We start from the raw sequence: 25,462 nt of genomic DNA on the forward strand, positions 1-25,462 counted from the left end.
GGGATTAGTTGACCACTACAAAAAGCATTACTCACCACTCGTGGGGAAAGTCCATAAAAGACGGGTTAGCCGCTTTAGAACCCCCTGAATCCGATAAACCAGTGAATCAAAGCCCTGCCTTTATGCCCTTCATACTCCGATTCATTTTCAAGCCGCCTTCGACAACAAAACAAACAGATGATGGCCGGGATAAATAACAGGCTGAATAACCATTGAAACATAGCGGGTGATTTCGAGGAGATCGCCATAAGTAAATTAAGTAGAGATAGGCCAATGATTAAAAAGTTATATCTGATATGTCGACGCTTCATTAAGGCAAAGCTTTCCCAGTCATAAATCAGCCAGTCGTGGGAAAAGTTGTCGCAGTCAGGGCATCTGAGGCTTGGCGGGAGTTTGTTTGCGATATGACCACAGCCAGGGCATCGAACTTTCATGGCGCTATCCTGACACGCTCTCTACGGTAAAAAAGAGGGTAGCAGGGCACCACCTGTTTGCCATTAGGCGTCGATGGGGAAGGGTGGCAACCGACCCAAAGCAGGCGCGTAGATGCGTCCCCGGGCTTTGGGCCGTTTTTTTGCCGTGTGTTCAGAATGACCTGGAGGCGGCAGCGTCCGAACCGGGCTGTTTCTGCGCGCTGCGCCACACCGCCGGCGGCATGCCGAACTGGTTGATGAACCAGCGGGTAAAGGAACTCGCCATGGTGAAGCCGAACATGTCGGCAATGTGGCTCAGCGATTGGTTCGGGTTTTCCAGATAACGCAGCACCAGGTCTCGACGCACGTCGTTGATCAGGTCGCTGAAGGCGCAGCCGTGGTCCTTGAGGCGACGTTGCAGGGTGCGCACGTTCATGCCCTGGGACTGGGCGATCTGCTCAATGCTGGCGCGGCCCATGGGCAACTGCAGGTAGATGGCCTTGCGCACTTCGAACAGCGTCGAGGTGCTCTCGGGGCTTTGCAGCGAGTCAAGGTAGCTCCGGGCATGACGGGCCATGGTCGGGTCGGCATTGAGGTTGATCATGTCGAGGCTGGCGACAGGGCAAACGATGCCATTGAACTCGCTGCCGAATTCCAGGTTGCAGCCGAACACGCGCCGGTGCAGGTACAGGTTGTCCGGCGGCTGGTGCATGAAGTTGACGCTGTAAGGGCGCCAGTGCGAGCCGAGCAGGGCCGAGCACAGGCCGAACGTCACGCCGATGGCCAGTTCCGTGGCCTGGCGACTGGGCATCGGTGACTCGGTGACCATCTCTTCACGAATGATCACCATCTTGCCGCACTCTTCAACGAAGATAGCCAGCGAATCGTTCATCAGATGACGGTAGCGCACCATCACCTGCAATGCTTCGCGCAGGGTGCGTTGATGACTGAGCAGCAGGCTGACTACGCCGAAGTCCGAAAACTGGCGCGACTCGGCCATGCTCAGGCCGAAGGTTTGGCAACCGCTGGCGATGGCCGAATCTTCCAGCAGACGCACGGCGGCATCGATGGGGATGCGGGATTCGGGGTCTTGCAGCTGAGCCTTGTTCAGGCCGGCGACTGCCAAGATGTCGTGCGGGTCGAATCCCAAGTCCTGGGTAACTTCCAGGTATTTGGTCAAAACGGCGGCGCGAACAAGCGTGGGCATGAGTAAGACTTCCCTCGGCCGATGGTGACGTTTCATGTTCCATTGAAGATGTGTTGCGCGATCCGTCGCTGTTCTGATGACGTTTGCGTTGCTCTCGGGGCGATCCCGGTGGAGGACTGCAAGTAGCGCGATCAGATTCAGGATCGTATTTTTCGCATCACCATCGAATTGGTTGCTGGACCCGGATTCACAAACCGCTGGAGCCATCAAGGTTCCAGGATCCTGGGCGGTCTACGTGTATCCGGTAGATGTGGCCTCTATCAACAGAGCAGGGGCCACCGGCCCATAGTAGGTTGCACGAGAGCGATGCCATGAGCATTGCGGGACATAATCTTCGCGTATTGGGACGCTGGCAGCAGGATGGAGGGAGTAGAAACCTGGGGTATGCGAGGTTCAGGCAACGTGGCTGGCCAGCAGGCTCGAGTCGCCCATGAACTTGTTTTTTATTCAGGCGACAGGGGCCCGGATGCCGTCTTGCTCGCTCGGTAGGCGACGGCCCAGGCCGAGGGCGTCCTGCCAAAACGGCTACGGAACCAGCGTGAAAAGTCACCGGCGGAGGAAAAGCCGAGGAGTTCGGCGACCTCGTACAATCGGCGCTTGCTGTTGGCCAGATACTCTTCGGCGAGTTCGGCGCGTACAGCATTGATGATCGTCGTGACACTCTCTCCCTCGGCCGTCAGGTGTCGGTTGAGGGTGCGTCGGTGCATCCCGAGATGCCGGGCCACGGCATCGACAGAGCACAGCCCGCTTGGCAGCAGCATCCTGACGATCTGGCGTACCCGCTGCGCCGGTTCGTCGCGCAGGTTGGCCAACTGCATGTCCAGCGATCGCTTCACCTCCCGATGCAACGCGGGGTCGGCCGTGGAAATGGGCATGTCCAGATCGCGCCGACGGCAAACGATGGCATTGAATTCCTGGGAAAACTCGATAGTGGTACCCAACACGCGGTGGTGCACTTCAAGGCTGGAAGGTCGCTCGTGAGTGAAACTGACCCTTACCGGCCGGAAGGCATGGCCGCTCAGAACGCTCAACGTCCGAAGCATGATGCCGGTTGCCTGTTCAATCGCCTGGCGCCAGACGCCATGATGGCCCCGCATGTTCACACCCACGTGCAGCAGGGTCAGGTCGCCTGCATCCTCGAGCCACAATTGCACACCGGCGTTATGCAAACGCATATAGCGAAAGCAGGATTGCAAGGCTGCGCGAAGTGTTGGCTCTTCGCGCAGGAGTAGCGCGAGCATGCCGAAGTTGGAAAGCTGCCGGGTTTGCGCGAGCAGCAGTCCGAAGGCCTCCTGGCCGGACAGGCGGGCTGACTCCTCCAGCAGCCAGCCTACCGAATCGCTGCTGATCATGATGTTCGGATCGTCGAGGACACTGGCCGGTAGCCTGGTCATGCGCAGCATGCGAAACGGATCGAGCCCCACGGAACGGGCAACCTGCTCAAAGTCGGTAAGGCTGGCGCTTCGCGTCAAGGTATACATGCCTGGCCTCGTGTCCCGGGTTCACCAGATTGTGTCCTGAGAAGCTTAGTGCAGTACTCAAGCGGTCTGCATCAGGCTGCGCAATTGGAGAATCGCCTGCGCAATCGGGGAGGTTGGCAGGCAGTGCAATCGCTAGCTTAGGACCCATCCAACAACAAGACCTCGCTAAAGGAAGGCTTATGCAATTCAGGCTTGCCATTGCCCACTGTGTGCCCTGCGCTTTTGAGTCGACTAAGGGAAACCTTTAGCCGGGTTGAAGATTTCCCCCCAACGGATGCTGTTCATCTCGATATCGGCGCGGCGCCTGCTGACTTACCTTGGGTAGACAAGAGGCGTGTCGTCTTGGCTGGCTGTTGCATTGAGCCCGCCTGGCGCTTTACCCCATAACAACAATAGGCCTGACAATGCTCGAACCCATCGTTCTTTATATCCCTGATGCAATTCGCCTTCCTGCGCAAGAAGGCTCGGTGTTCGGCTGCCGGCATTTTTAATTTTTAGTTCGAATCTGCTCCTATAAATACAGTGCCCAGCACATACAGATGTGGAGAAGTTAGATGCTTCAGGTAAAACAATCTTGCCGTGGGCTTGGTATTGCCGGCGTGTTGGGAATGATCTGTTCGCCATTGGCAGCCTATGCCGATGTTGTTGATGATAGTCACTTGAAAGTGGATACGCGTAACTTCTACTTGCACCGTAATTACACCAATAACAATGCGCCGGTTTCTGAAGTGCATAGTTGGTCTCAGGGTTTCGATGCACAGTTTACGTCCGGTTACACCGACACGGCCCTGGCGATCGGCCTTGATGTGGATGCGCAGTACGCAGTGCGCCTGGATTCATCGGGCAACGACGGTTCGCTGCCTTTCAGCGTCAGTGACCAGCAGACGGCGGATGACTACAGTCGCGCCGGTGCAACCTTCAAGATGCGCTACAGCAAGACCGAGTTGAAGGTCGGTGACCTTCGCCCTCAATTGCCGGTGGCGTACGATGACACCAGTCGGCAACTGGATACGATCTATCAAGGGGCGGTGGTCGAGTCCAGGGAAGTCGATGGATTGACGATGACCGGTGGCCGGTTCTGGTCTGCCGTGACACGGGAATCTTCCAACCACGAGAAACTGTACAAGTTTGGCTCCACCGATAATCTCGACAGTGATGGCCTGGACTTCGGTGGCGCAACTTACGACATTACCAAGAACCTGCAAGCCAGTTATTTCTATGGCGTGTTGCACGATATTTATCAGCAGCACTATTTCGGCCTGATGCATATGGCTGACTTGGGTAATGGCTACAAACTCAAGACCGACTTGCGCTACTTCAATAACAATGAAGATGGCAATGCCTTGAACGGTGAGATCGACAACCGTTCCTACGGTGGCTTGTTCACCTTGCTCAAAGGCGCCCACATGTTTGGCCTCAGTTACCAGCGCATGCTCGGTGACAGCGTGTTCCCGACGATGAACGGGTTTATCCCGCAACCTTACCTGGTGCACTGGTCGTCCCTGGGGTTTGTCCGCCCGGATGAAAAGTCCTGGGGCGCGCGCTACAGCTATGACTTTGCCGGGATGGGCATGCCGGGGCTGAAGCTCTACACCCGCTACATCAAGGGAACCAACTGGGACCGTGGCGCCAACCTGAGCGACAACCAGGAAAGCGAACGCTTCCTGGGGCTCAGCTACGTGGTGCAGAGTGGGGCGCTGCAAGGCCTGGGGCTGGACCTGCGCAACATCGACGTGAAACAGAAGTACGGCTACGACTACAACGAATTCCGTTTCGCCACGACCTACACCTGGAAGTTCTGGTAAGCCCGGTCCACCCGGAGTTTGACCCCATAACAATAAGAGGCCTGACCATGTTCGAACCCTTTGTCCCTTACATCTGCCCCGCAACTTCCCAGTCGGTGTCCTGTGCACCGTCACCCGGCGCGCTGCGCCCATGAGCGGATTCCAAGAGGAGCAAACACTAGTGAATATCCAGGTCGATAACGCGGTCCTGCAACAGCAGAAGAAGAAAACCTACATTTACGAGTGGTACGTGGTCGGCCTGTGCATGATCGCCTACATCTTTTCATTTGTGGATCGGCAGATCCTGGCACTGATGATCGAGCCGATCAAAGCCGATCTGCAGATCAGCGACACCCAGTTCAGTTTGCTGCACGGGCTGGCCTTTTCGTTGTTCTACGCCTTCATGGGCATGCCCATCGCTTATCTGGCCGACCGCTTCTCCCGGCCGAAGATCATCGCGGTCGGCGTGGTGTTCTGGAGCCTGGCGACGGCTGCCTGCGGCATGAGCAAGAACTTCCTGCACATGTTCCTCGCCCGCATTGGCGTCGGTGTCGGCGAAGCGGCTCTGTCGCCCTCGGCCTACTCGATGTTCAGCGACATGTTCCCCAAGGAAAAACTCGGCCGCGCAGTGGGTATCTACTCGATCGGCTCGTTCGTCGGTGGTGGCCTGGCCTTCCTGGTAGGTGGCTATGTGATCGCGATGCTCAAGGACATGAACACCATCGAAGTCGCCGTTCTCGGTGCGATGAAGGCCTGGCAACTGGCGTTCTTCATTGTCGGCCTGCCCGGTATCGTGGTCGGCCTGTTGATCTGGCTTACCGTGCGCGACCCGGCGCGCAAGGGGCTGCAGGTCGATGCACAGGGGCAGGCCAAGAAGGTTGCGATGAGCGATGGCTTGCGTTTCCTCGGTCGCCACCGTGCCACCTTCACCTGCCATTACCTGGGCTTTTCGTTCTACGCCATGGCCCTGTTCTGCATGATGAGCTGGAGCCCGGCTCTGTACATCCGCAAGTTCGGCCTGTCGCCAATGGAGGCCGGCTACATGCTCGGCACCGTGCTGTTGGTGGCCAATACCGCAGGCGTGCTGTTCGGCGGATGGCTCACCGACTACCTGGCCAAGAAAGGTCATCAGGACGCCGCCATGCGCACCGGCGTCATCGGTGCCCTCGGCATGGCGGTGCCGGCCGTGCTGTTCCCGCAAGCCGATCAACTGTGGCTGTCGGTGACGCTGTTGGTGCCGGCGATGTTCTTCGCTTCGTTCCCGATGCCGGCGTCCACGGCGGCGATGCAGATCCTCGCGCCGAACCAGGTGCGCGCACAGGTCTCGGCGGTGTTCCTGCTGATCAGCAATCTGCTGGGCCTGGGCCTGGGCACCACGCTGGTGGCGCTGTTGACCGACCGCTACTTCGGATCGCCTGCGGCGGTGGGTTCGTCGATGTCGCTGGTGATCTGTGGCGCGTCGGCGTTGACCGTACTTCTACTATGGCGTGGTTGCCGTCATTTCCGCGAAAGCTATGCCCGTGAGCACCCGACCCGGGCTTGATTGGTCATAGTCCACGATCGGCGCCGCGGCCTCGCTCCTGTTAAAGGGAGCGGGGCCGAGGTGCTCCAGGTCAGGAGAACCCGTGATGTTGAATGATGTACACCTGCTGGAACGGCACAGCCTGCTCAGCTCGGCCGATTACCGCGAGATCAAGGATAAGGTCAGCCAATACCTGTGCCCGCACAGCTTCAGCGTGCTGCGTGACGAGCCCATCCACACCCGGCTCAACGGGGTGTTTTTCGGCGATTCGGCACTGCTCGACCTGCGCTATGGCGCGCCGGTGGAAATCACCATCGGCGACATTGCCGATCAGTACCTGTTTCGCATTACCTTGCAGGGGCACTGCGAAGTGGCCCACGGGCGGCGCAGCGCGGCGATGCAGTCGGGCTACCTGAGCGTTTCCTCGCCGTTCGCGCAAAGCCGCATCGTCACCGATGGCGAGTGCCGCAACCTGATCCTGCGCGTCGACCGTGATGCCCTGGAGACACAACTGCAACGCCTGCTCGGCCGCAGCCTGCGGCAGTCGGTGATCTTTGATGTCAGCGTCGACCACCTGGGCGCGGGCGTCGTCAGCCTCTATCACACCCTGGACTATATCTGCCGGCTGTACGGCAGCGGCGTGGACGGTTCGCGTCTCGCCAGCGGCTTGTCCGAATACCTGATGCAACTGCTGCTCACACAGCTGCCGCACAACTACTCGGCGGATCTGTTGATCGACTCGCGCGCGCCGCTGCCGCACCACGTGAAAAAGGCCCGTGACTACATCGAGGAACACCTCGACGAACCGATCAGCCTGACGACCCTGAGCGAACTGTGTGGCGTCTCGGTGCGCACTCTGCAAAACGGTTTCAACCAGTTCCTTCAGCAGGCGCCGGTCGAATACATTCGTGACCGTCGCCTGGCGGTGATCCACGAATCGCTCAAACAGGGCAGGGCCGGTGAAACCGTCACCGATATCCTGTTGCGCCACGGCATCAACAGTTTCGGGCATTTCTCCAGCGCTTATCGGCAACGCTATGGCTGTCTGCCGTCGGACACCCTGCGGCGGCAGAAGCATTGAGACTCCTGCGCAATCCGTCAGTCGGCTGCGCAATCGGATAAGTGCACGACGGTGCGGCTCGATAGGATCGAGTCTCTGACAAAAAGGAGTATCTGCATGAATATTACCGTGCTGGGTGGTGGTCACGGCTGTTACGCCGCAGCTGTCGAAATGGCTGAAAAGGGGCACCGGACCCGCCTGTGGCGTCGCGACTGCGCCGCGCTCAAGGAGCTGCTGGCCATCGGCAGCCTGACCATCAAGGACTACAAGGGCACTCGCAAATTGTCCGTCGCAAAGCAGGGCGACAAGCTGTCGTTCACCGACGACCTGGCCGAAGCTCTGGGCGACGCGCAACTGGTGATCATCCCGCTGCCGTCGACCTCCCACGAAGACCTGGCCAAACATGTTGCGGCGCACCTGCACGACGGTCAGGTGGTGTTCCTGCCACCGGGCACCTTCGGCAGTTTCGTGTTCGCCAAGGCCATGGCCGATGCGGGCAACCGGAGCAAGGTCGCCTTTGCTGAAACCGGTACGTTGCCGTATCTGGTACGCAAGCATGGCGCCAGCGACCTGGTGATCAGCGGTTACGCCACCCGCCTGCCAACCGGCGTATTCCCCAGCAACCTGTCCGAACATGCTATCGCGGTACTGCGCGAGGCCTACCCGAGCGTCGAGCCGATTGAAGACGCCCTGAGTGGTGCGCTGATGAACGCAGGCCCCATCATCCATCCGCCGCTGATCATGATGAACGCAGGTCCCCTGGAGCATTTCGAGGCCTGGGACATTCATAACGAAGGTACCCAACCGTCGATCCGCCGCGTGACCAACCAGCTTGATGCCGAGCGCATGGCCGTGCGCGAAGCACTGACCTACGGCGCTCCGCACTTCCCCCTGGCCGACCACTACAACACCACCGAAGGCGATGAGTGGATGTACGGTCGCGGTGCCCACGGCAAGCTGACCGACAGCGGCGACTGGCGCGAAGACATCGACCTGCAGAAGCACCGCTACATGCTCGAAGACACACGCCTGGGCCTGTCCTTCCTGGTGTCCGTCGGCCGCTGGGCCGGTGTGCCGACTCCGGTCGCGCAGGGTCTGCTGAGCATTGCCTCGGTCGTTGCTGCACGGGATCTCTACGCCGAAGGCCGCACCCTGGAAAACCTCGGTCTGGCCAAACTGAGTCGGGCGCAGATGACCGAACTGCTGACCAAGGGCTACAACTGATGAACGCCGCGCTGCCCCAAGTCAGCGTGGTCGGCGCCGGCCGGATGGGCGAGGGCATTGCCCTGGCGTTCATCCATGCGGGCTTGCCGGTCACCCTCATCGACATCAAGGATCGCTCCGAGGAGGACCGGCACGGTTACTTCGAGCGTGTGCGCAACAACATCCGCAGCGAATTGCAGATGCTGGTACGCCTTGGTGTGCTCGAGGGGGATCAGGCGGACATCGCGATAGCCCGGCTGACGGTGCAATCAAAATCCCAGGCCGCGGCGACACTGTCTCAGTGCGACCTGGTGTTCGAAGCGGTGCCGGAAGTCATCGCGGTCAAGCAGGAGACCTTCGCCTGGGTCAGCGAGCATGTCCCGGCGTCGGCCATCATCGCGTCCACCACCTCCACTTTCCTGGTCACCGAGTTGAGCGAAATGGTCAGCACGCCTGCGCGCTTCGTGAACGCGCACTGGCTCAATCCGGCGTACCTGATGCCGCTGGTGGAAGTCAGCCGCAGCGAAGCGAGCTGTCCGCAGGTGGTCGAACGGTTGCTGCAACTGCTCAAGCGCATCGGCAAGGTGCCCGTGGTGTGCAATCCGGTGGCCGGCTACATCGTGCCGCGCATTCAGGCATTGGTGATGAACGAAGCGGCACGGATGGTGGAGGAAGGCGTGGCCAGCGCAGAAGATATCGACACCGCGGTGCGTGTCGGCTTCGGGCTGCGTTTCTCGGTGTTGGGCCTGCTTGAATTCATCGACTGGGGCGGCGGCGACATTTTGTACTACGCCTCGCGCTACCTGAGCGGCGCGCTGTCACCGCGCTTCGAATCGCCGCAGGTGATCGCCGACAACATGCAAAACGGCCGCAATGGCTTGCGCGATGGCCAGGGTTTCTACGACTACCGTGATGTGGACGTGGATGCCTACAAGCAGCAGCGCCTCGGCGACTTTGTGCGCAAGCTGGAGTTGTCGGGGCTGACACCCGCGTTCGATGGCGCCTTGAAACAGGCCTGAGCATCAGGGCCCGGAGGCCGGGCCCTGACACCCTTGGCGATTTGCCGGTTCTACAGGCAGTACTGGCTGGTGGGCAGCACGTCGATCTTGTCGAAATCGATGAAGCGGCTGCAACTGTCCATCATCGCCGCCAGGTTGCGCTGGAATTTCCCTTCGTCGCCCGCTGCATCGAAAAAGGCCATGGGATCGGTCATGGCCGCTGGCGGAAAACATTCTTCGACGATGGCATCGATCCGCGGGGCGCCGTGGGTCAGTACCGACACCACCAGATTTTGCACGTACTGGAAGTTGGCTTGCGTGTCCACGGCCACTGCTGTGTGATGGTTGCGCCAGACGTCCAGCCAGGCCTCGGGGGTCAGGCGTGGAGGGCGAGTCAGCAGGGCCAGTTGGGCAAAGCCGTGGGTACGCTCACCGGGCTTTGCAGGGAAGCGGGTATTGGCGATGGCGACCGACTCGCAGACCAGGTAGGCGGCCATGCGCGCCGTTGCCGTGCTGATCAATTGGTCGAAAGGGCGACGAGCCGCCCCGTTGGCACTGTCCAGCCACAGCGACAGGCTGCCATCGGGCAATGGCCGGTTGTTTTCCTGGCGCAGACCGGCGGCTGGCTGCACATCGGCATCGCACAGGTTCAATTGCACACCATGGGCACCGAGTGCCTGCAATTGCCCGGCAACCTCACTGCGCAGACGATGGGCGAAGGTATCAGGACTGACTTGAGTATCACGCCACAGCAGATAGATGACTTTTTCCATAGCTATCAAGCTCCTCGTTGCGGTTGATGGATGGGGCGGCGGTCGTGCTGCCTGGTCTATCCGGATGACCGAAAATCCCTGGCGTCATAGTCAATCAAGGCCCGCGCCGGGTAATACCTCAAACAGACTATTGACCAGCAATATGAGGGCGATGGCTGCGCCGCTCGACGCCGGGCAGCCCTGGAGAACTGCAGCTAAGCTTTCCTGCGCTGGGGCGGCAGTGCAAGTGTTGCCTCGGGATGTCTATTGCCGGCAAGGGAGCCATCCGCCATGAGCACCGAACAGAGTCATTACAGTCCGCCAACCCTGCTGGTGGTCGATGACACGCCCGACAACCTGATGCTGATGACGGATCTGCTCAAGGATCGCTACCGGGTCAAGGCCGCCAATAGCGGTGAAAAGGCTTTGCGCGTACTGCAGGGCGACACACTCCCGGACCTGATCCTGCTGGACGTGATGATGCCCGGGCTGTCTGGCCATGAAGTGGCCCGGCAGCTCAAGCGCGACCCGCGTACCCGCGACATTCCGATCATCTTTCTGACGGCCATGGCCGCGACTGAAGACGAGATCCATGGCCTGGAACTGGGGGCCGTCGACTACATCACCAAACCCATCAGGCCGGCGCTGGTCCTGGCGCGGGTGGATACCCAGCTCAAGCTCAAGGCGGCGGCGGACTTCCTGCGCGATCACAACGACTATCTGGAAGCGGAAGTGGCGCGCCGGACCCGCGAGGTGATTGCGATCCAGGATGTGGCCATCCAGGCCATGGCTTCACTGGCCGAGACTCGCGATAACGAAACCGGCAACCATATCCGGCGCACTCAGCATTACATCAAGGTGCTGGCGGAGCATCTGCGTGATCATCCGCGCTTCAGTCACTTTCTCACCGGGGACACCATCGCGTTATTGTTCAAGTCGGCGCCGTTGCACGACATCGGCAAGATCGGCATTCCCGACCATATCCTCCTCAAGCCGGGGCGCTTCACCGAGGAAGAGTTCGAGATCATGAAGACTCATACAACGCTGGGGCGTGACGCCATTGAGCATGCCGAGGATCAGCTCGGCATTCGCGCCGAGTTCCTCAGACTGGCCAAGGAGATTGCCTACAGTCACCAGGAAAAATGGGATGGCAGTGGCTATCCGCAAGGGCTGGCGGGTGACGACATCCCCATCAGCGCCCGGTTGATGGCAGTGGCGGACGTCTATGACGCGTTGATCAGCCGTCGGGTCTATAAAGCGGGGATGCCCCACGAGCAGGCGGTCGAGATTATTCGCCAGGGGCGAGGCACGCATTTCGATCCTGACATCTGCGATGCCTTCCTGGCCTGCGTTGAACAGTTCCAGACCATTGCCGAGCGTTTCGCCGATTCTGATCAGGACATGGCCCGCAAGCGGGCTGCCCTGGAGCGTATCGGTCAGACTCCGTGAACCGGCAACTACCACCTCTATGTCTGTGTTTTCATCAGGTCCACGAGGATAGTCATGGCTCGATTGCGTACCCTGCTTGAGCGCCTTGCGCTGCTTCACAAACTGATCCTGGGTTTTTCAGCGCTGTTGCTGTTGGTACTGGTGCTCGGCGTGCAAAGCCTGCGCACCCAGCAATCGCTGAAGCAGGACATGCAGAACCTCTACCTGCAGGAACTGGTCGGCATGGGGCACTTGCAGGAAGCACGTGTGCAATTGCCCCATATGATGCAAGCACTGCAGCGCGCGGTGGGCACCGACAACGCGCAGATTCGCGTCGAGTCCCTGCAGCAGTTGCAGGATATCCGGGAGCGCCTGCAGCAGGCGGTGGCCCATGCCAAAGTGACCCTGACGCGCGCGGAGAATCTGGCGCGCCTCTCCGAGTTCGACCTGTTGCTGCAACAGTTGCAGCGTCAAAGCGACCAGGCCTTTGTATCGATCGACCAGGGCCAGCAGAACAAGGCGTTGTTGCTGCTCAATAGCAGCGAATTCCAGCAACTGGCCCAGCAGGCCGACGGCCTTTTGTACGCGACCGCCCAGATCAAGGAAGCCTCGATTCGCGACACCGCCAAGGACATTGCCGAGTTTGCCGAACGCAGCACCATGCTGACCTACGTACTGTTGTTCGGTGGCTTGTCGTTGGCGCTGCTGTTGTCCTGGGTCGTCAGCCAGTCGATCCGCCACCCGCTCAACCGCGTGCGGGAGGCGGTAGATCACTTGGCCGCCGGGCAGCTCGATCAACCGATTCCCCACACCGACCTGAATAACGAGACCGGCGATCTGGCGCGGGCCATCGCCAAACTGCAGACAGAGTCCCAACAGCTTGAGCGCCAGCGCTGGATCAAGGGCCATACCGCCCAATTGCAGGTCGATCTGCAGCAGGCCGAAACCCCGGGCGAACTGGCGCAGGTGTTCCTGCAATGCATGGCCGGTCTGCACGGAGTCTGCCAGGGGGTGCTGTACAGCGCACAGGAAGACGCCGGCACGCTGCTGCTGATGGGGCGTTATGCCACTGATTCCGAGCGGCCACCCGAGGCGCAAGTCATGTTCGGCGATGGTCTGTTGGGGCAGTGCGCGGTGGATCGTGTGCCGCGTCAGTTTCAGGCGATTCCGGAGCAATACTGGCGTTTGCGCTCGCCCCTTGGCGAGGTCCCGGCCCGTTGCCTGCTGCTGCAACCCATTGTCCGTGGCGAGCGGTTACTGGGCGTACTCGAACTGGCCGGGCTGGAACCCTTGGGCGAGCGTGAATGGCTGCTGTTGCAGGAAGCCACCCCACGCCTGGCCGCGGCCATGGCGATTCTGGAGCGTAATCAGGCGGTCAAGACCCTGTTGGCGGAAACCCGGCGCCAGGCCAATGAGATGGCGGAACAGGCACTGCAACTGGAACAGCAGGCCCAGGCACTGGAAACCCAGCAGTCGGCGTTGCGCGCCACCGAGGCCTGGTATCGCGGGATTATCGAAGCGGCGCCGGACGGCATGCTGGTGGTGGATGCGCAGGGGCAAATCCTGCGCACCAATCGCCAACTGGATCAGTTGTTCGGCTATAGCCCCGGCGAGTTGCTCGGCGAGACCATCGATCGCCTGGTGCCGTTGGCCAGTCGTGGGCGCCACGAGGCGTTGCGCAAAGGCTTCATGGCCCACGGCGAGACTCGCCAGATGGGGGCCAACCTGGACGACCTGCAAGGCGTGCGCAAAGACGGAAGTCTGTTCTCGGCGGAGATCAGCCTGTCGCATCTGCCGAGTCTGGAGGGGGGCGGCGTCTGCGTGTGCGCTTCGGTGCGCGACGTGAGTGAACGGCGTCATCTGCAGGCGGCGCTCAAGGCCAGCGAGGCACAGTTGCGTGCAGTACTCGACAGCAGTCCGGTGGCTATGGTGATCAGGGACGTCGATGGCCGTCCGACCTACTGCAATCCGCAGTTCGACAGCCTGTTCGGGACGCGTCTGGCTGAACTCGAAGGTACGGATCCGGCGCAGTTCTGGGTCGACCCACAGGCACACCAGCGCTTTCATGAAGCGGCGGCGCAAGGTGCAGTGCTGAACTTCGAGACCACCCTGCAACGCGCGGGAGGCGAGCGCTTCGACGTACTGGTTTCGGCCGTCACGATGACGCTGGGGGAGCGGGGCATGGAGGCCAATTGGTACTTCGACATCACCGACCGCAAGACCGCCGAGGCCGAGGTGCAGCGCGCACGGGAGGCCGCGGAAGAGGCGACCCGGGCCAAGAGCAACTTCCTGGCCACCATGAGCCACGAGATTCGCACGCCGATGAACGCGATCATCGGCATGAGCTACCTGGCATTGCGAACCGAACTCGACCACCGCCAGCGCAACTACATCGAAAAGGTCCATCGCTCGGCGGAATACCTGTTGGTGATCATCAACGACATCCTCGACTTCTCCAGGATCGAAGCCGGCAAGATGCACCTAGAGCACATTCCCTTTCACCTCGAGGCTGTGCTCGACGGTTTTGCCAGCATGATCGGCCTCAAAGCCGAGGACAAAGGCCTGGAATTGCTGTTCAGCACCGATGCCGAACTGCCGACTGCCTTGATCGGTGATCCGTTGCGCCTTGGCCAGGTGCTGATCAACCTGGGCAACAATGCGACGAAGTTCACCGAGCAGGGCGAGATCGTGCTCGGTGTAGAGCAGCGGGGCGCGGCAGGAGAGCAGGCGCAACTGCATTTCTGGGTACGTGACACCGGGATCGGCATGAACGCCGAACAATGCTCGCGCCTGTTTGAACCCTTCAGTCAGGCCGATAGCACCACCACCCGCAAGTACGGTGGCACAGGGTTGGGCCTGGCCATCTCCCGGCACCTGGTGGAGTTGATGGGAGGGCGCATTTGGGTGGAGAGCGAGCCGGGCCTGGGTTCCACTTTCCATTTCGAGGTGAGCCTGGGGGTACAACGCGACAGCCATCCACGGCGCATGGTGACCGCCGACGAATTGCTTGGCAGCCGTGTGTTGGTGGTCGATGACAACGCCAGCGCGCGCGCGATCCTGTCCAGCATGGCGCGCAGTTTTGGCGTGGAGGTGGACGTCGCGCAAAGTGGCCGGGTCGCACTGGCCATGTTGGTGGAGGCAGAAGCGAAGGTGCTGCCCTATGATCTGGTGCTGATGGATTGGCGCATGCCTGGCATGGACGGCGTGGAAACGGTGCGCCAGATGCAGGCCGCCAAGCTGGCGCAGACACCGTCGGTGATCATGGTCACTGCGTTCGGTCGCGAGGAGGCCCGTGAAGAGGCCAGTCGGTACGGCATTCAATTGCCGGTGGTACTGACCAAGCCGGTGACGCCGTCTACTTTGCTTGAGGCGCTGGGCACGGTGCTCGGCAAGATCCCCGAGGCCCATACCCGGACCGGCGAGCGATTGGGCCAGCGCGCCAGCGTCATGGCGAGCCTGCGTGGCGCGCGACTGTTGTTGGTCGAAGACAATGAGCTGAACCGCGAGCTGGCCTGTGAACTGCTGGAGAGCGCCGGGATCGAGCTGTGCCTGGCCGTTCACGGCGCGCAAGCGCTCGACCAACTGGCGCGTGACGCAGACTTCGATGGTGTGCTGATGGACTGCCAGATGCCGGTGATGGACGGATATACCGCGACCCGCAAGATACGTGAGCAGCCACGCTGGACGACTCTGCCGGTGATCGCCATGACTGCCGACGCCATGGCGGGGGACCGTGAGCGGGCGCTGGCCTGCGGCATGAACGACCACATCACCAAACCCTTGAACGTCGACGACATGTTCGCCACCCTGGCCAAGTGGATACATCCACGAACTGACCGTGGCGCGATGTCGGCCGACGTTTCGCCGCTCACCCCGGTGTCGGCGGCGAGCCTGCCAGCCAGCCTTCCCGGTATTGATTTGAAAGCGGGCCTGGGCACCTGCATGGGCAAGGTCGAGCTCTATCTGCGCCTGCTGCGCAAGTTTCGCTCCGGTCACCAGGCTTTTTGCGCCGAGTTCCTGGCTGCCCGAGGTCAGGGCGATCCTTCGGCGACGGCCAGGCTGGCCCATACCTTGCGCGGTACGGCGGGCAACATCGGTGCCGTTGAATTGGCGAACGCCGCCGCCGCGCTGGAGCTGGCGTGCCTGAACGATGGGGCGAGCGATGGGGCGGAGCAGGGCCTGGCTGACCCGCTGGTGGAGGTTGAGCGTTGCCTGACAACGGTGCTGGAAGGCTTATCGATGCTCGGCGAACCGACATCGTTCGCCGACTCATCATGCGCGCCACAAGGCAGTGAATGGCATGCGCAATTGGCCCACGTCCGGTCTCTGCTGGCCGAGAGCGACACCCAGGCGCTGACGGCCTTGCTCAAACTGCAGGGGCTGGCTTCAGACCCGCGGATGACCGAGCAATTGCTTAGAGTTGTGCGACAAGCGCAGAGCTTCGATTTCGATCAGGCGCTGGAGTTGCTTGAAAACCTGTCCTGAGGGATCAACGCAACTTCAGCGGATCGACCATCTGCACCGCGATGGCAATGCCCATCAGGTCTGTGCCCTGAGTGGCCCGCAATGCACCCTGCAGAGCACCCATCACCATCTCATGCAGCAGCTTGCGGCGTGCGCCAATGCCGGCCCGGGGCTCCCCGACCCAGGCCGGTAGCTGATTGAGCAGGGAAACGATACCGCTCATGGTCGCGCGCAGAGGGGCGCCAGTCGGTTTACCGGTGAGTTGCTCCATGGCCTCCAGCAGATGCTCTTCGTAGCGTCGGCGCAGGGTCAGAATCGAGGCTTGCTGTTCGCAGCTCAGACAATGAAGGTCGTACTCAGCCAGGCGGAAATGCGCGGCCATTCGCTCGTGGAGCCGCAGGTGCGCCTCAAGCAAACCGTGCAGTCGTAAAGTGGGGGCGGATTTGCGCCGGGTCACCAGGCTGGCGCTGTCAAGCAACGCTTCGTAGAGCTCCTCGATCAGTTCAAACAGCAGTGCCTCCTTGTTTTCGATGTGGTTGTAGAGGGAGCCGGCGGTGATCCCCAGACAAGTGGCCAGGTCACGCATGCTGACCCGGCTGAAACCGTGCCTGGCAAACAGCTCGACCGCCTTGTGCCGCGTTTCCAGGTAACGCGTGTTGCGCTCTTCGTCGACAGACACCGCAAAAAGGGATTTGGAGGGCTGCATGTTGTTCATCCACCTCATACGCGAAACTGCCCCAACAGCCGATTGAGCTGACCGGCAAGTTGGCCCAGTTCCTGGCTCGCCTCGTTGGACCGGTCCGCTGCCTGGGCACTTTCGATGGCCAGGGAGGCGGCGCGGGTCACGTTCTGGTTGATGTCTTCGACCACGTGTGACTGCTCCAGGGTGGCGCTGGCGATCGAGGCGTTCAGTTCAGTGACATTGCGTAGCGCGCCGAGTACCTGGTGCAGGCTTTCAGCCGTTTGGTGGGCCTGCTCCACGGTTTGTCGAGCGGCCAGGCTGCTGGCATTGATGACATTCACCGCGGCTTGCGAGTTGCCGTGCAGGCGCTCGATCATGTCCTGGATTTGCGCGGTGGACTGCTGGGTGCGCTGGGCCAGCAGGCGCACTTCGTCTGCCACCACAGCGAAGCCGCGACCCTGTTCGCCAGCGCGCGCTGCCTCGATGGCAGCGTTCAACGCGAGCAGGTTGGTCTGCTCGGCGATGGCGCGGATCACTTCCAGCACGCTGCCGATTTGAGTGCTTTCCCTGGCCAGGCTCTGGATCACCTCGACAGCCTGGCCGATGGTATCGGACAACTGGTCGATCTGGCGCAGGCTGCTGTCAATGTTGTGCTGGCCCCGACGTGCCTGCTCCTCGGCCTGGCGAACTTCGTTGGCGGCGTGCTCGGCGTTCCTGGCCACTTCCTGCACAGCGTAGGAGACCTCGTGGATGGCGGCGGCCACCAACTCCATCTGTTGTGATTGCTGCTGGCTGTGGTTCTGGCTATCGGCGGCGATTGCGCTGAGCGACTTCGAAGCCTGGTCGAGGCTGTCGGCGGACTGTATGGACTGGCCGATCACGCCACGCAGCTTGTTGGTAAACACGTTGAAATGGCCGCTCAAGTCTGTCAGTTCATCGCGCCAGCGGTTATCCAGATTGCGGGTCAGGTCGGCCTCGCCGCTGGCGATGTTCTCCATGGCATCGACCACCCGCGCCAGTGGCGAGGCGATGCTGCGGGCAATCAGCAGGATCAGCGCACTGAGCAGCAGGGTGATCGTCACCAATATGACGAAGGCCTGAAGCAGCTGGCGGCGGAACTCGACTTGCACGTCGTCGATGTAGATGCCCGAGCCGACAATCCAGCCCCAGGGTTTGAACAATTCGACGTAGGAAACCTTCTCCACCGGCGCGTCGGAACCCGGCCTGGGCCAGCGGTAGTGCACCAGGCCGGCGCCATCGCGTTTGGCCGTGGCGACCATTCCGTCGAACAGCGCCTTGCCGTCCGGATCGAGTGTGCCGGCCATGCGCTTGCCCTCGAGCCTGGCATTGGGGTGCATGACCATTCGCGTGTCGAGGTCTTCGAGCCAGAAGTAATCCTCGTGGTCGTAGCGCAAGTCGCGCATGACCGCGATGGCCTGCTGCTGCGCCTGTTCACGACTCAGACCCTGGCCTTCCAGGCTTTGGAAGTGGCGCAGGATGCCGCTGGCGGTCTCGACCACGTGGCGGGTTTTCAGCGCCTTGGCCGCATAAAGGTCGCCATGGCTCTGCTTGAGCATCAGGCCGGCAAATATCAGCAGCATCAGGATGGATGTCAGCAAGATCAGCCACAGACGGCGGCTAATGGAAATATTGCGCAAGCCGGGCATGGGCAGCTCCACAAGGGGCAGGACAGGGGAAAGCCGGACGCGGCAGTCGCGTCCGGCTGGAGGGGGTCAGAGCGCGTAGTGACTCAGTTCGCGGGCGATCAGCAGGCGCTGGACTTCGCTGGAGCCTTCGTAGATCTGGGTGATGCGCGCGTCGCGGTAGTAGCGCTCCACCGGGTAGTCCTCCAGGTAGCCGTAGCCGCCATGGATCTGCAGGGCGCTGGAGCACACGCGCTCGGCCATTTCCGAGGCAAACAGCTTGGCCTGGGAGGCTTCGGACAGGCACGCCTGACCGGCGCTTTTCAGGCGCGCGGCATGCAGTACCAGCAGGCGGCTGGCGTTGAGCCGGGTGTGCATGTCGGCGAGCAGGTTGGACACGCTCTGGTGCTCGATGATTGGCTTGCCGAACTGGACGCGTTCGCGGGCATAGCCCAGGGCAGCCTCGAAGGCGGCGCGGGCGATACCCAGCGCCTGGGCGGCGATGCCGATGCGGCCGCCTTCCAGGTTGGACAGGGCAATGGCCAGGCCCTTGCCGCGTTCACCCAGCAGGTTGGCCTCGGGGATGGTGCAGTCGTTCAGGGTCACCGCGCAGGTATCGGAGGCCTTGATGCCCATCTTGTGTTCGCTGCGGTCGACCACGAATCCGGGGTTGTCGGTGGGTACCAGGAAGGCCGACAGGCCCTTCTTGCCCAGCTGCGCATCGGTGACGGCGAAGACAATGGCCAGGCTGGCGCGCTTGCCGTTGCTGACGAACTGCTTGGCGCCATTGAGTACCCATTGGCCGTCGCGCAGTTCGGCACGGGTGCGCAGGTTGTGCGCCTCGGAGCCGGCCTGTGGCTCGGTCAGGCAGAAGCAGCCGATCGCTTGACCACTGACCAGCAGCGGCAGCCAGCTGTCCTGTTGCGCGGGGGTGCCGTATTTCAGCAGGGGGCCGCAGCCCACCGAATTGTGGATGCTCATCAGCGCGCCGAGGGCACCATCGCCGGCCGAGATCTCTTCCACGGCCAGGGCGTAGGCCACATAGTCGGTGTAGCTGCCACCCCAGGTGTCCGGCACGACCATGCCCAGCAGGCCCAATTCGCCCATCTGCGCCACCACGGCGTCATCGATCCAGCCGGCCTTCTCCCAGGCCTGGGCATGGGGCGCGACTTCGCTGCGGGCGAAGTCGCGCGCCATGTCGCGGATCATGCGTTGTTCTTCGGTCAATTCGATATCGTGCATTGCAATGTCTCCTGCCGATCAGGCGGTGCGTGCGGGCTTGCCAGAGGCGCGTTCAAAGTCGTTGAAAAAGGCCTGCACCCGGGCAGGTACCAGCTCTGCCAGGGTTGGCGGGTTCCAGCGTGGGCACTTGTCCTTGTCGATGATCAGGGCGCGCACACCCTCCATCAGGTCGCCCTTTTCGAACCACTGGTAGTCCAGGTGCAACTCCAGGGCGAAGCACTCGGCCAGGCTCAGGTAACGACCACGGCGCAACAACTCAAGCGTCGCGGCCATCGCCAGTGGCGAGCGGCTGTCGAGCAGCTTGACCGTCTGCCCGGCCCAGTCCTGCAGCTCGGGACGTTGTTCGCGCTGCAGCGCGGCGTGAATGGCCGGGACATCGGGCAAGGCGAAATACTCGTCTATCGCCTGGCGACAGGCCTTGAGCTCGGACCCGGCGAGACGCTCGGTGGCCATGTCGGCGAGCAGGTCCTGCAAGTCTTCGTCGGGCGCGGCGGTCCAGTTCAGGTAGTCGAGGCAGGCATCCAGCTCGGCCAGCCGTTCGCTGGGCAGGTAGTAGTCGGCAAGGTTCGCATAGAGGGCATCGGCGGCACGCACCTGGCAACCGGTGAGACCCAGATAGGTTCCCAGTTCACCCGGCAGGCGCGGCAGGAAATAGCTGCCACCGACGTCGGGGAAAAAGCCGATGCCGACTTCCGGCATGCCCATGCGCGTGCGCTCGGTGATCACCCGCAATGAGGCCGCCTGGGCCAGGCCCATGCCGCCGCCCAGGACGAAGCCATCGAGCAGTGCCAGCACTGGCTTGGTGTAGCCATGCAGGTATTCGTCCAGGGCGTACTCTTCCTCCAGGAACAGCTCATGCTGGTTGTCGCCGGCCTTGTAGCTGTCGTACAGCATGCGGATGTCGCCACCGGCGCAGAAGGCCTTTTCACCGGCGCCGCGAATGGTCACGGCGACGATCTGCGGGTCCTGCTCCCACGCCCACAGGTGTCGGCAGAGCAGACGCACCATGGGCAGGTCCAGGGTGTTCAACGCGCTTGGCCGATTCAGTGTCAGGTGGCCGACGCGGTTGCGCACGCTGGCCAGCACCGGAGCTTGCTGCTCGCTCATGTTCAGGCTTCCCCGCGGAACAGGTTGATGATTGCGGAGAAATCCAGTCCGCCATTACCTTGCAGGCTGAAGGTCTGGTACAGCTGCTGGGCTACAGCCCCGAGCGCGACCGGCTGACGTGCGTGCCTGGCCGCTTCGGTGGCCAGGCCCAGATCCTTGAGCATCAGGTCGCTGCCAAATCCGCCGCTGTAGCCGCGCGAAGCCGGAGCGTTTTCCAGTACACCCGGGAACGGATTGTTGACCTCCGAGCTCCAGCAGCGACCGCTGGAGGTATTGATGATCCCGGCCAATACCTTGGCGTCCATCCCGAGGGCCACACCCAGGGCCATGGCTTCGGCGACGCCGACCATGGAGATGCCGAGCAGCATGTTGTTGGCGATCTTGGCCACCTGGCCGTTGCCCGCCGCACCGCAGTGCACGATGTTCTTGCCCATGGCCGAGAGGATCGGCAGGGCCTGGTCGAATACGCTGTCCGGGCCGCCGACCATAAAGGTCAGGGTGCCTGCCACCGCGCCGCCGGTGCCGCCGGATACAGGCGCGTCGAGCATCGGGTTGCCTTGGGCAAGGGCGTACTTGGCCACCTCGCGGGTGCTCAGCGGGTCGATGGTCGAACTGTCGATCAACAACACGCCTGGGCCAATATTGGCCAGCAGGCCGTCCTTGCCGCGATAGACCTGCTTCACGTGATCAGCGGTCGGCAGCATGGTGATGATCACCTCAACCCTTGCCTTGGCCACGGCGGCGGGGGAGTCGGCGGCGCTGGCGCCGGCCTCCACCAGAGCGGTGACCGCCTGGGGGAAGGGGTCGAAAACGGTCAGGCTGTGGCCAGCCTTGAGCAGGTTGCGGGCCATTGGACCGCCCATGTTGCCGAGGCCGAGAAATCCGATATGCATGTTGGCTACCTTTTACGATAGGGGGCAGTGGCGCAGGAAATCCTGCGCGCGCTTGTCGTCGGCCGACGCCGGGCGCCGGCCGGCAAAGGTCATTTCAGGGTGATGGTGGTGTTCACCGCGCCGCCGGTGTCGTCCTCGTCGAACCAGCGCTGGGTGATCGTCTTGGTCTGGGTGTAGAAGGTCACCACTTGCTTGCCGTAGGGACCCAGGTCGCCCAGCTTGGAGGCGCGCGAGCCGGAGAAGGAGAACAGCGGGACCGGTACCGGGATTGGCACGTTGATGCCCACCTGGCCGACGTCGATCTCTTCCTGGAAGTGACGCGCGGCAGCGCCGGAACGGGTGAACAGGGCGGTGCCGTTGCCGTTCGGGTTGGCGTTGATGATCTCGATTGCCTCGTCCAGGTTGGCGGCGTGCATCACGCACAGTACCGGGCCGAAGATCTCTTCGCGGTACACCGACATTTGCGCGGTGACGCCGGAGAAAATGGTCGGGCCGACGAAGTTGCCGTCCTGGTAGCCCGGCACGCTCGGGTTGCGCCCATCCAGCTCAAGCCTGGCGCCTTCTTCGACACCGCTGGCGATCAGGCCGTTGACGCGCTCCAGGGCAGCGCAGGAAATCACCGGGCCGATGTCGGTGCCCGGCTCGGTGCCGCCATTGATCTTGAGGGTTTTGGTCCGCTCGATCAGGTCCGGCAGCCAGGTTTGCGCTTCACCCACGAGGATCACCACCGGCAGAGCCATGCAGCGTTGGCCGGCGGCCCCGAAAGAGGCGCCCAGCAGGTTGTTCAGGGTCTGCTGCCGGTTGGCATCGGGCAAGACGATGGCATGGTTCTTCGCACCCATCATGCACTGCGCGCGCTTGCCGTTCTGGGTGGCGCGGTTGTAGACGTGGGTGCCGACCTTGGTCGAGCCGACGAAAGACACGGCCTTGATGTCCGGGTGATCGCAGATCAGGTTCACCGCGTCGACGCCGCCGTGGATGACGTTGAGCACGCCCTTGGGCACCCCGGCCTCCAGCGCCAGTTCCACCAGGCGCATGGTCACCAGCGGATCCTGCTCGGACGGCTTGAGGACGAAGGTGTTGCCGGTGGCAATGGCCATCGGGAACATCCACAGCGGGATCATCGCCGGGAAGTTGAACGGGGTGATGCCGGCGCACACGCCCAGCGGTTGTAGCAAGGTGTAGGTGTCGACGCCATTGGCCACGTTGTTGGCCAGTTCGCCCATCTGCAGATTACCGATGCTGGCGGCGTGCTCGACCACTTCGAGGCCGCGGAACACGTCACCTTCGGCATCCGGCAGGGTCTTGCCTTGCTCGGCGGTCAGCAGGGCGGCCAGTTCCTTGATGTTCTCGCGGATCAGTTGCTGGTACTTGAGAAAGACCCGGGAGCGGGCACCGATCGGCGTCTTGCGCCAGGTCTTGAAGGCTTGCTTGGCGCTGGCCACGGCGGCGTTCATTTCCTCGGCGGTGGCGAAGGGGACGCGGGCCAGGACTTCCTGGGTGGCCGGGTTGACCACGTCGCGCCACTGGGTGCTGCGCGATTCGACGAATTCGCCGTTGATGAGAAGCTTGACGCTGGGAATGATGGAAGAGGTCATTTACGGGGCCTGCCTGCTTTCGTTAGGTCGAATGAATCCCCTCGGCGTGGTTGGCCGAGTGGTCGGGTTTGGGTTGGGAAGGGCCGGCGTGCCGGCCCGGGGTTCAGCCTTTGAGTTGCGGGAAGTCTTCTTCGAAGTATTCCTGCGGGCCACGTGCGTCGCCCTGGCGACGCTGCGTTTCCATTTGCCGCAGTTCCACCCGGCGGATCTTTCCGGAGATGGTCTTGGGCAGCTCGCTGACAAATTCGATGCGCCGTACCCGCTTGTAGGGCGCCAGGTGCTCACGGGCGAACGCGAAGATGCTGCCGGCCAGTTCGTGGCTGCCCTGGGCTTCATGGGCCAGGATCAGATAGGCCTTGGGCACTGCCAGGCGCACAGGGTCGGGGCTTGGCACCACGGCCACTTCCATCACCGCCGGGTGCTCGATCAGCGCGCTTTCCAGTTCGAAGGGGCTGATGCGGTAGTCGGAGGCTTTGAACACGTCATCGGCTCGGCCGACGAAAGTGATGTAGCCCTCTTCGTCGATCTGCGCGGTGTCGCCGGTGCGGTAGTAGCCGTCGCGCATCACTTCGGCGGTCTTTTCCGGGCTGTCCTCGTAGCACAGCATCAGGCCGAGCGGACGCACGTCCAGGGGCAGGGCCACTTCACCTTCGTTACCCGGCACGCCATCAGGGTCGAGCATGATCACCCGGTAGCCCGGCAGCGGACGGCCCATGGACCCTGGCTTGAGCCGCTGGCCGGGCGTATTGCCGACCAGGGCGGTGGTCTCCGACTGGCCGAAGCCGTCGCGCAGCAACAGGCCCCAGGCATGCAGGATCTGCTCGATGATCTCCGGGTTGAGCGGTTCACCGGCGCCCACCAGTTCCCGCAGGCGCAGGCGTGACTTGTAGCTGGCCAGGTCTTCCTGGATCAGCATGCGCCACACGGTCGGCGGCGCGCACAGGCTGGTGACGCCGTAGCGTTCCAGCACGCCGAGCAGGGCTGGCGCGCTGAAGCGTGCTGTGTTGTGGATAAAGATGCAGGCACCGGCATTCCATGGTGCGAAGAGGCAGCTCCAGGCGTGCTTGGCCCAACCCGGGGACGAAATGTTCAGGTGCAGGTCGCCCGGCTGCAGGCCGATCCAGTACATGGTCGAGAGGTGGCCGACCGGGTAACTCTGGTGACTGTGCAGCACCATCTTCGGCTTGGAAGTGGTGCCGGAGGTGAAGTACAGCAGCATCGGGTCGGTGGCCAGTGTGCGGCCCTCGGCTTCGAACTGCTCGGAATGTTCGCAGGCGGCGCTGTGCGGGGTCCAGCCGGCGGGGGACGGACCGACGCAGATGCGGCTGCAGCCTTCACCCAGCCCGACGAACTTGTCGACATGGGCGCTGCCGACCACCAGGTGGGAAACATGGCCGCGCTCGATGCGGTCGCGCAGGTCATCGGGGGTCAGCAGGGCGGTGGCGGGAATGACGACGGCGCCGAGTTTGAAGGCGGCCAGCATGGTTTCCCACAAGGCAACGTCGTTACCGAGCATCAGCAGGATGCGTTCGCCGCGGCGCACGCCCAGGGCACGCAGGTGATTGGCCACCTGGTTAGAGCGTGCTGCCAGTTGCTGGAAGCTGTAGCGTTGTTCGCTGCCGTCCTCTTCGACGATCCACAGGGCATTGGCCTGGTTGCCCTCGGCCATGGCGTCGAAATAATCCAGCGCCCAGTTGAATTCGCTCAGCTGCGGCCAGCGGAAGTCACGCACGGCGGTGGCGTAGTCGGTACGGTGGGCCAGCAGGAAGTCGCGAGCGGCCAGGAAGGGTTGGCAGTGGTTGTTCATTGGAGTCTCCCGAGGCGCGCGCGGGTACCTGAAAGTGCGGAGACAACGGCAAGCAAGGATGGCTTCACGATGGGTGCCCTGTTTATTTTTATTGGGACTGACCTGGTTCATGGCCAGGCGGTTGAATCGAGTATAGGCAGGCATAAATCAAATAAGAATGCTCAAAAAGTCCGGTACG

17 protein-coding genes are annotated in these 25,462 nt (G+C 62.1%); 7 read left to right on the forward strand and 10 right to left on the reverse strand.

The genetic code is table 11. The annotated features are described in order from the left end of the window. Positions 1 to 585: 585 nt before the first annotated feature. Entirely contained in the window at positions 586 to 1,620 is a 1,035-nt protein-coding gene (locus PMI34_RS11445; protein ID WP_008050906.1) for an AraC family transcriptional regulator, read from the reverse strand. A 443-nt stretch (positions 1,621 to 2,063) separates the two neighbouring features. After that, positions 2,064 to 3,101, reverse strand: a complete 1,038-nt coding sequence (locus PMI34_RS11440) for an AraC family transcriptional regulator (RefSeq protein ID WP_008050908.1) — start codon at positions 3,099 to 3,101, stop codon at positions 2,064 to 2,066. 554 nt (positions 3,102 to 3,655) lie between these two features. Between PMI34_RS11440 and PMI34_RS11435 the strand changes: the two genes are divergently transcribed. From PMI34_RS11435 to PMI34_RS11415, 5 genes are all read left to right on the forward strand, one after another. Continuing rightward, on the forward strand, positions 3,656 to 4,906 hold the full coding sequence (locus PMI34_RS11435) for an OprD family outer membrane porin (RefSeq protein WP_008050909.1): 1,251 nt from the start codon (positions 3,656 to 3,658) through the stop codon (positions 4,904 to 4,906). A 160-nt stretch (positions 4,907 to 5,066) separates the two neighbouring features. Next, complete coding sequence (locus PMI34_RS11430) at positions 5,067 to 6,428, forward strand: spinster family MFS transporter (RefSeq protein ID WP_008001109.1); 1,362 nt, start codon at positions 5,067 to 5,069, stop codon at positions 6,426 to 6,428. Between the two features lie 85 nt (positions 6,429 to 6,513). Further along, on the forward strand, positions 6,514 to 7,488 hold the full coding sequence (locus PMI34_RS11425) for an AraC family transcriptional regulator (protein ID WP_008050916.1): 975 nt from the start codon (positions 6,514 to 6,516) through the stop codon (positions 7,486 to 7,488). Positions 7,489 to 7,584: 96 nt separating this feature from the next. Further along, positions 7,585 to 8,691 (forward strand): NAD/NADP-dependent octopine/nopaline dehydrogenase family protein, encoded by a 1,107-nt coding sequence (locus PMI34_RS11420; RefSeq protein WP_008050917.1) that lies wholly within the window; start codon positions 7,585 to 7,587, stop codon positions 8,689 to 8,691. Further along, complete coding sequence (locus PMI34_RS11415; RefSeq protein WP_008050918.1) at positions 8,691 to 9,689, forward strand: 3-hydroxybutyryl-CoA dehydrogenase; 999 nt, start codon at positions 8,691 to 8,693, stop codon at positions 9,687 to 9,689. The genes PMI34_RS11420 and PMI34_RS11415 overlap by 1 nt, the downstream gene beginning before the upstream one ends. 50 nt (positions 9,690 to 9,739) lie before the next feature. Here the strand turns inward: PMI34_RS11415 and PMI34_RS29055 are convergent, their stop codons facing one another. Further along, positions 9,740 to 10,441: an EthD domain-containing protein gene (locus PMI34_RS29055; protein ID WP_008050919.1), complete on the reverse strand. Its 702-nt coding sequence runs from the start codon at positions 10,439 to 10,441 to the stop codon at positions 9,740 to 9,742. A gap of 270 nt (positions 10,442 to 10,711) precedes the next feature. Here PMI34_RS29055 and PMI34_RS11405 point away from each other — a divergent pair, with 270 nt between their 5' ends. Together PMI34_RS11405 and PMI34_RS11400 are read left to right on the forward strand one after the other, a co-directional pair. After that, complete coding sequence (locus tag PMI34_RS11405) at positions 10,712 to 11,869, forward strand: response regulator (protein WP_008050920.1); 1,158 nt, start codon at positions 10,712 to 10,714, stop codon at positions 11,867 to 11,869. A 54-nt stretch (positions 11,870 to 11,923) separates the two neighbouring features. Further along, positions 11,924 to 16,333 carry a response regulator gene (locus PMI34_RS11400; protein WP_008050922.1) on the forward strand — a complete coding sequence of 1,470 codons (4,410 nt, stop codon included), beginning with the start codon at positions 11,924 to 11,926 and terminating at the stop codon, positions 16,331 to 16,333. Positions 16,334 to 16,337: 4 nt separating this feature from the next. On the opposite strand, the gene PMI34_RS11395 is transcribed toward PMI34_RS11400, so the two are convergent. The 7 genes from PMI34_RS11395 to PMI34_RS11365 all read right to left on the reverse strand — a co-directional run bounded on the left by PMI34_RS11395 (position 16,338) and on the right by PMI34_RS11365 (position 25,284). Beyond that, entirely contained in the window at positions 16,338 to 17,036 is a 699-nt protein-coding gene (locus PMI34_RS11395) for a TetR/AcrR family transcriptional regulator (RefSeq protein WP_008050924.1), read from the reverse strand. Continuing rightward, positions 17,033 to 18,661 (reverse strand): methyl-accepting chemotaxis protein, encoded by a 1,629-nt coding sequence (locus PMI34_RS11390; protein ID WP_008050925.1) that lies wholly within the window; start codon positions 18,659 to 18,661, stop codon positions 17,033 to 17,035. The genes PMI34_RS11395 and PMI34_RS11390 overlap by 4 nt, the downstream gene beginning before the upstream one ends. 66 nt (positions 18,662 to 18,727) lie before the next feature. Further along, positions 18,728 to 19,879 (reverse strand): acyl-CoA dehydrogenase family protein, encoded by a 1,152-nt coding sequence (locus PMI34_RS11385; protein ID WP_008050927.1) that lies wholly within the window; start codon positions 19,877 to 19,879, stop codon positions 18,728 to 18,730. Between the two features lie 18 nt (positions 19,880 to 19,897). Continuing rightward, the gene (locus tag PMI34_RS11380; RefSeq protein ID WP_008050929.1) at positions 19,898 to 20,986 is read right to left on the reverse strand and encodes an enoyl-CoA hydratase/isomerase family protein; all 1,089 of its coding nucleotides are present in this window, start codon (positions 20,984 to 20,986) and stop codon (positions 19,898 to 19,900) included. Between the two features lie 2 nt (positions 20,987 to 20,988). Beyond that, the gene (gene mmsB / locus PMI34_RS11375) at positions 20,989 to 21,879 is read right to left on the reverse strand and encodes a 3-hydroxyisobutyrate dehydrogenase (RefSeq protein ID WP_008050932.1); all 891 of its coding nucleotides are present in this window, start codon (positions 21,877 to 21,879) and stop codon (positions 20,989 to 20,991) included. Between the two features lie 89 nt (positions 21,880 to 21,968). Beyond that, entirely contained in the window at positions 21,969 to 23,477 is a 1,509-nt protein-coding gene (locus tag PMI34_RS11370) for a CoA-acylating methylmalonate-semialdehyde dehydrogenase (RefSeq protein ID WP_008050934.1), read from the reverse strand. Between the two features lie 103 nt (positions 23,478 to 23,580). Further along, positions 23,581 to 25,284, reverse strand: a complete 1,704-nt coding sequence (locus PMI34_RS11365) for an AMP-binding protein (RefSeq protein ID WP_008050936.1) — start codon at positions 25,282 to 25,284, stop codon at positions 23,581 to 23,583. Positions 25,285 to 25,462 lie beyond the last annotated feature (178 nt).

Origin of the sequence: Pseudomonas sp. GM74, from assembly GCF_000282455.1 — a bacterium.
Classification (GTDB): domain Bacteria; phylum Pseudomonadota; class Gammaproteobacteria; order Pseudomonadales; family Pseudomonadaceae; genus Aquipseudomonas.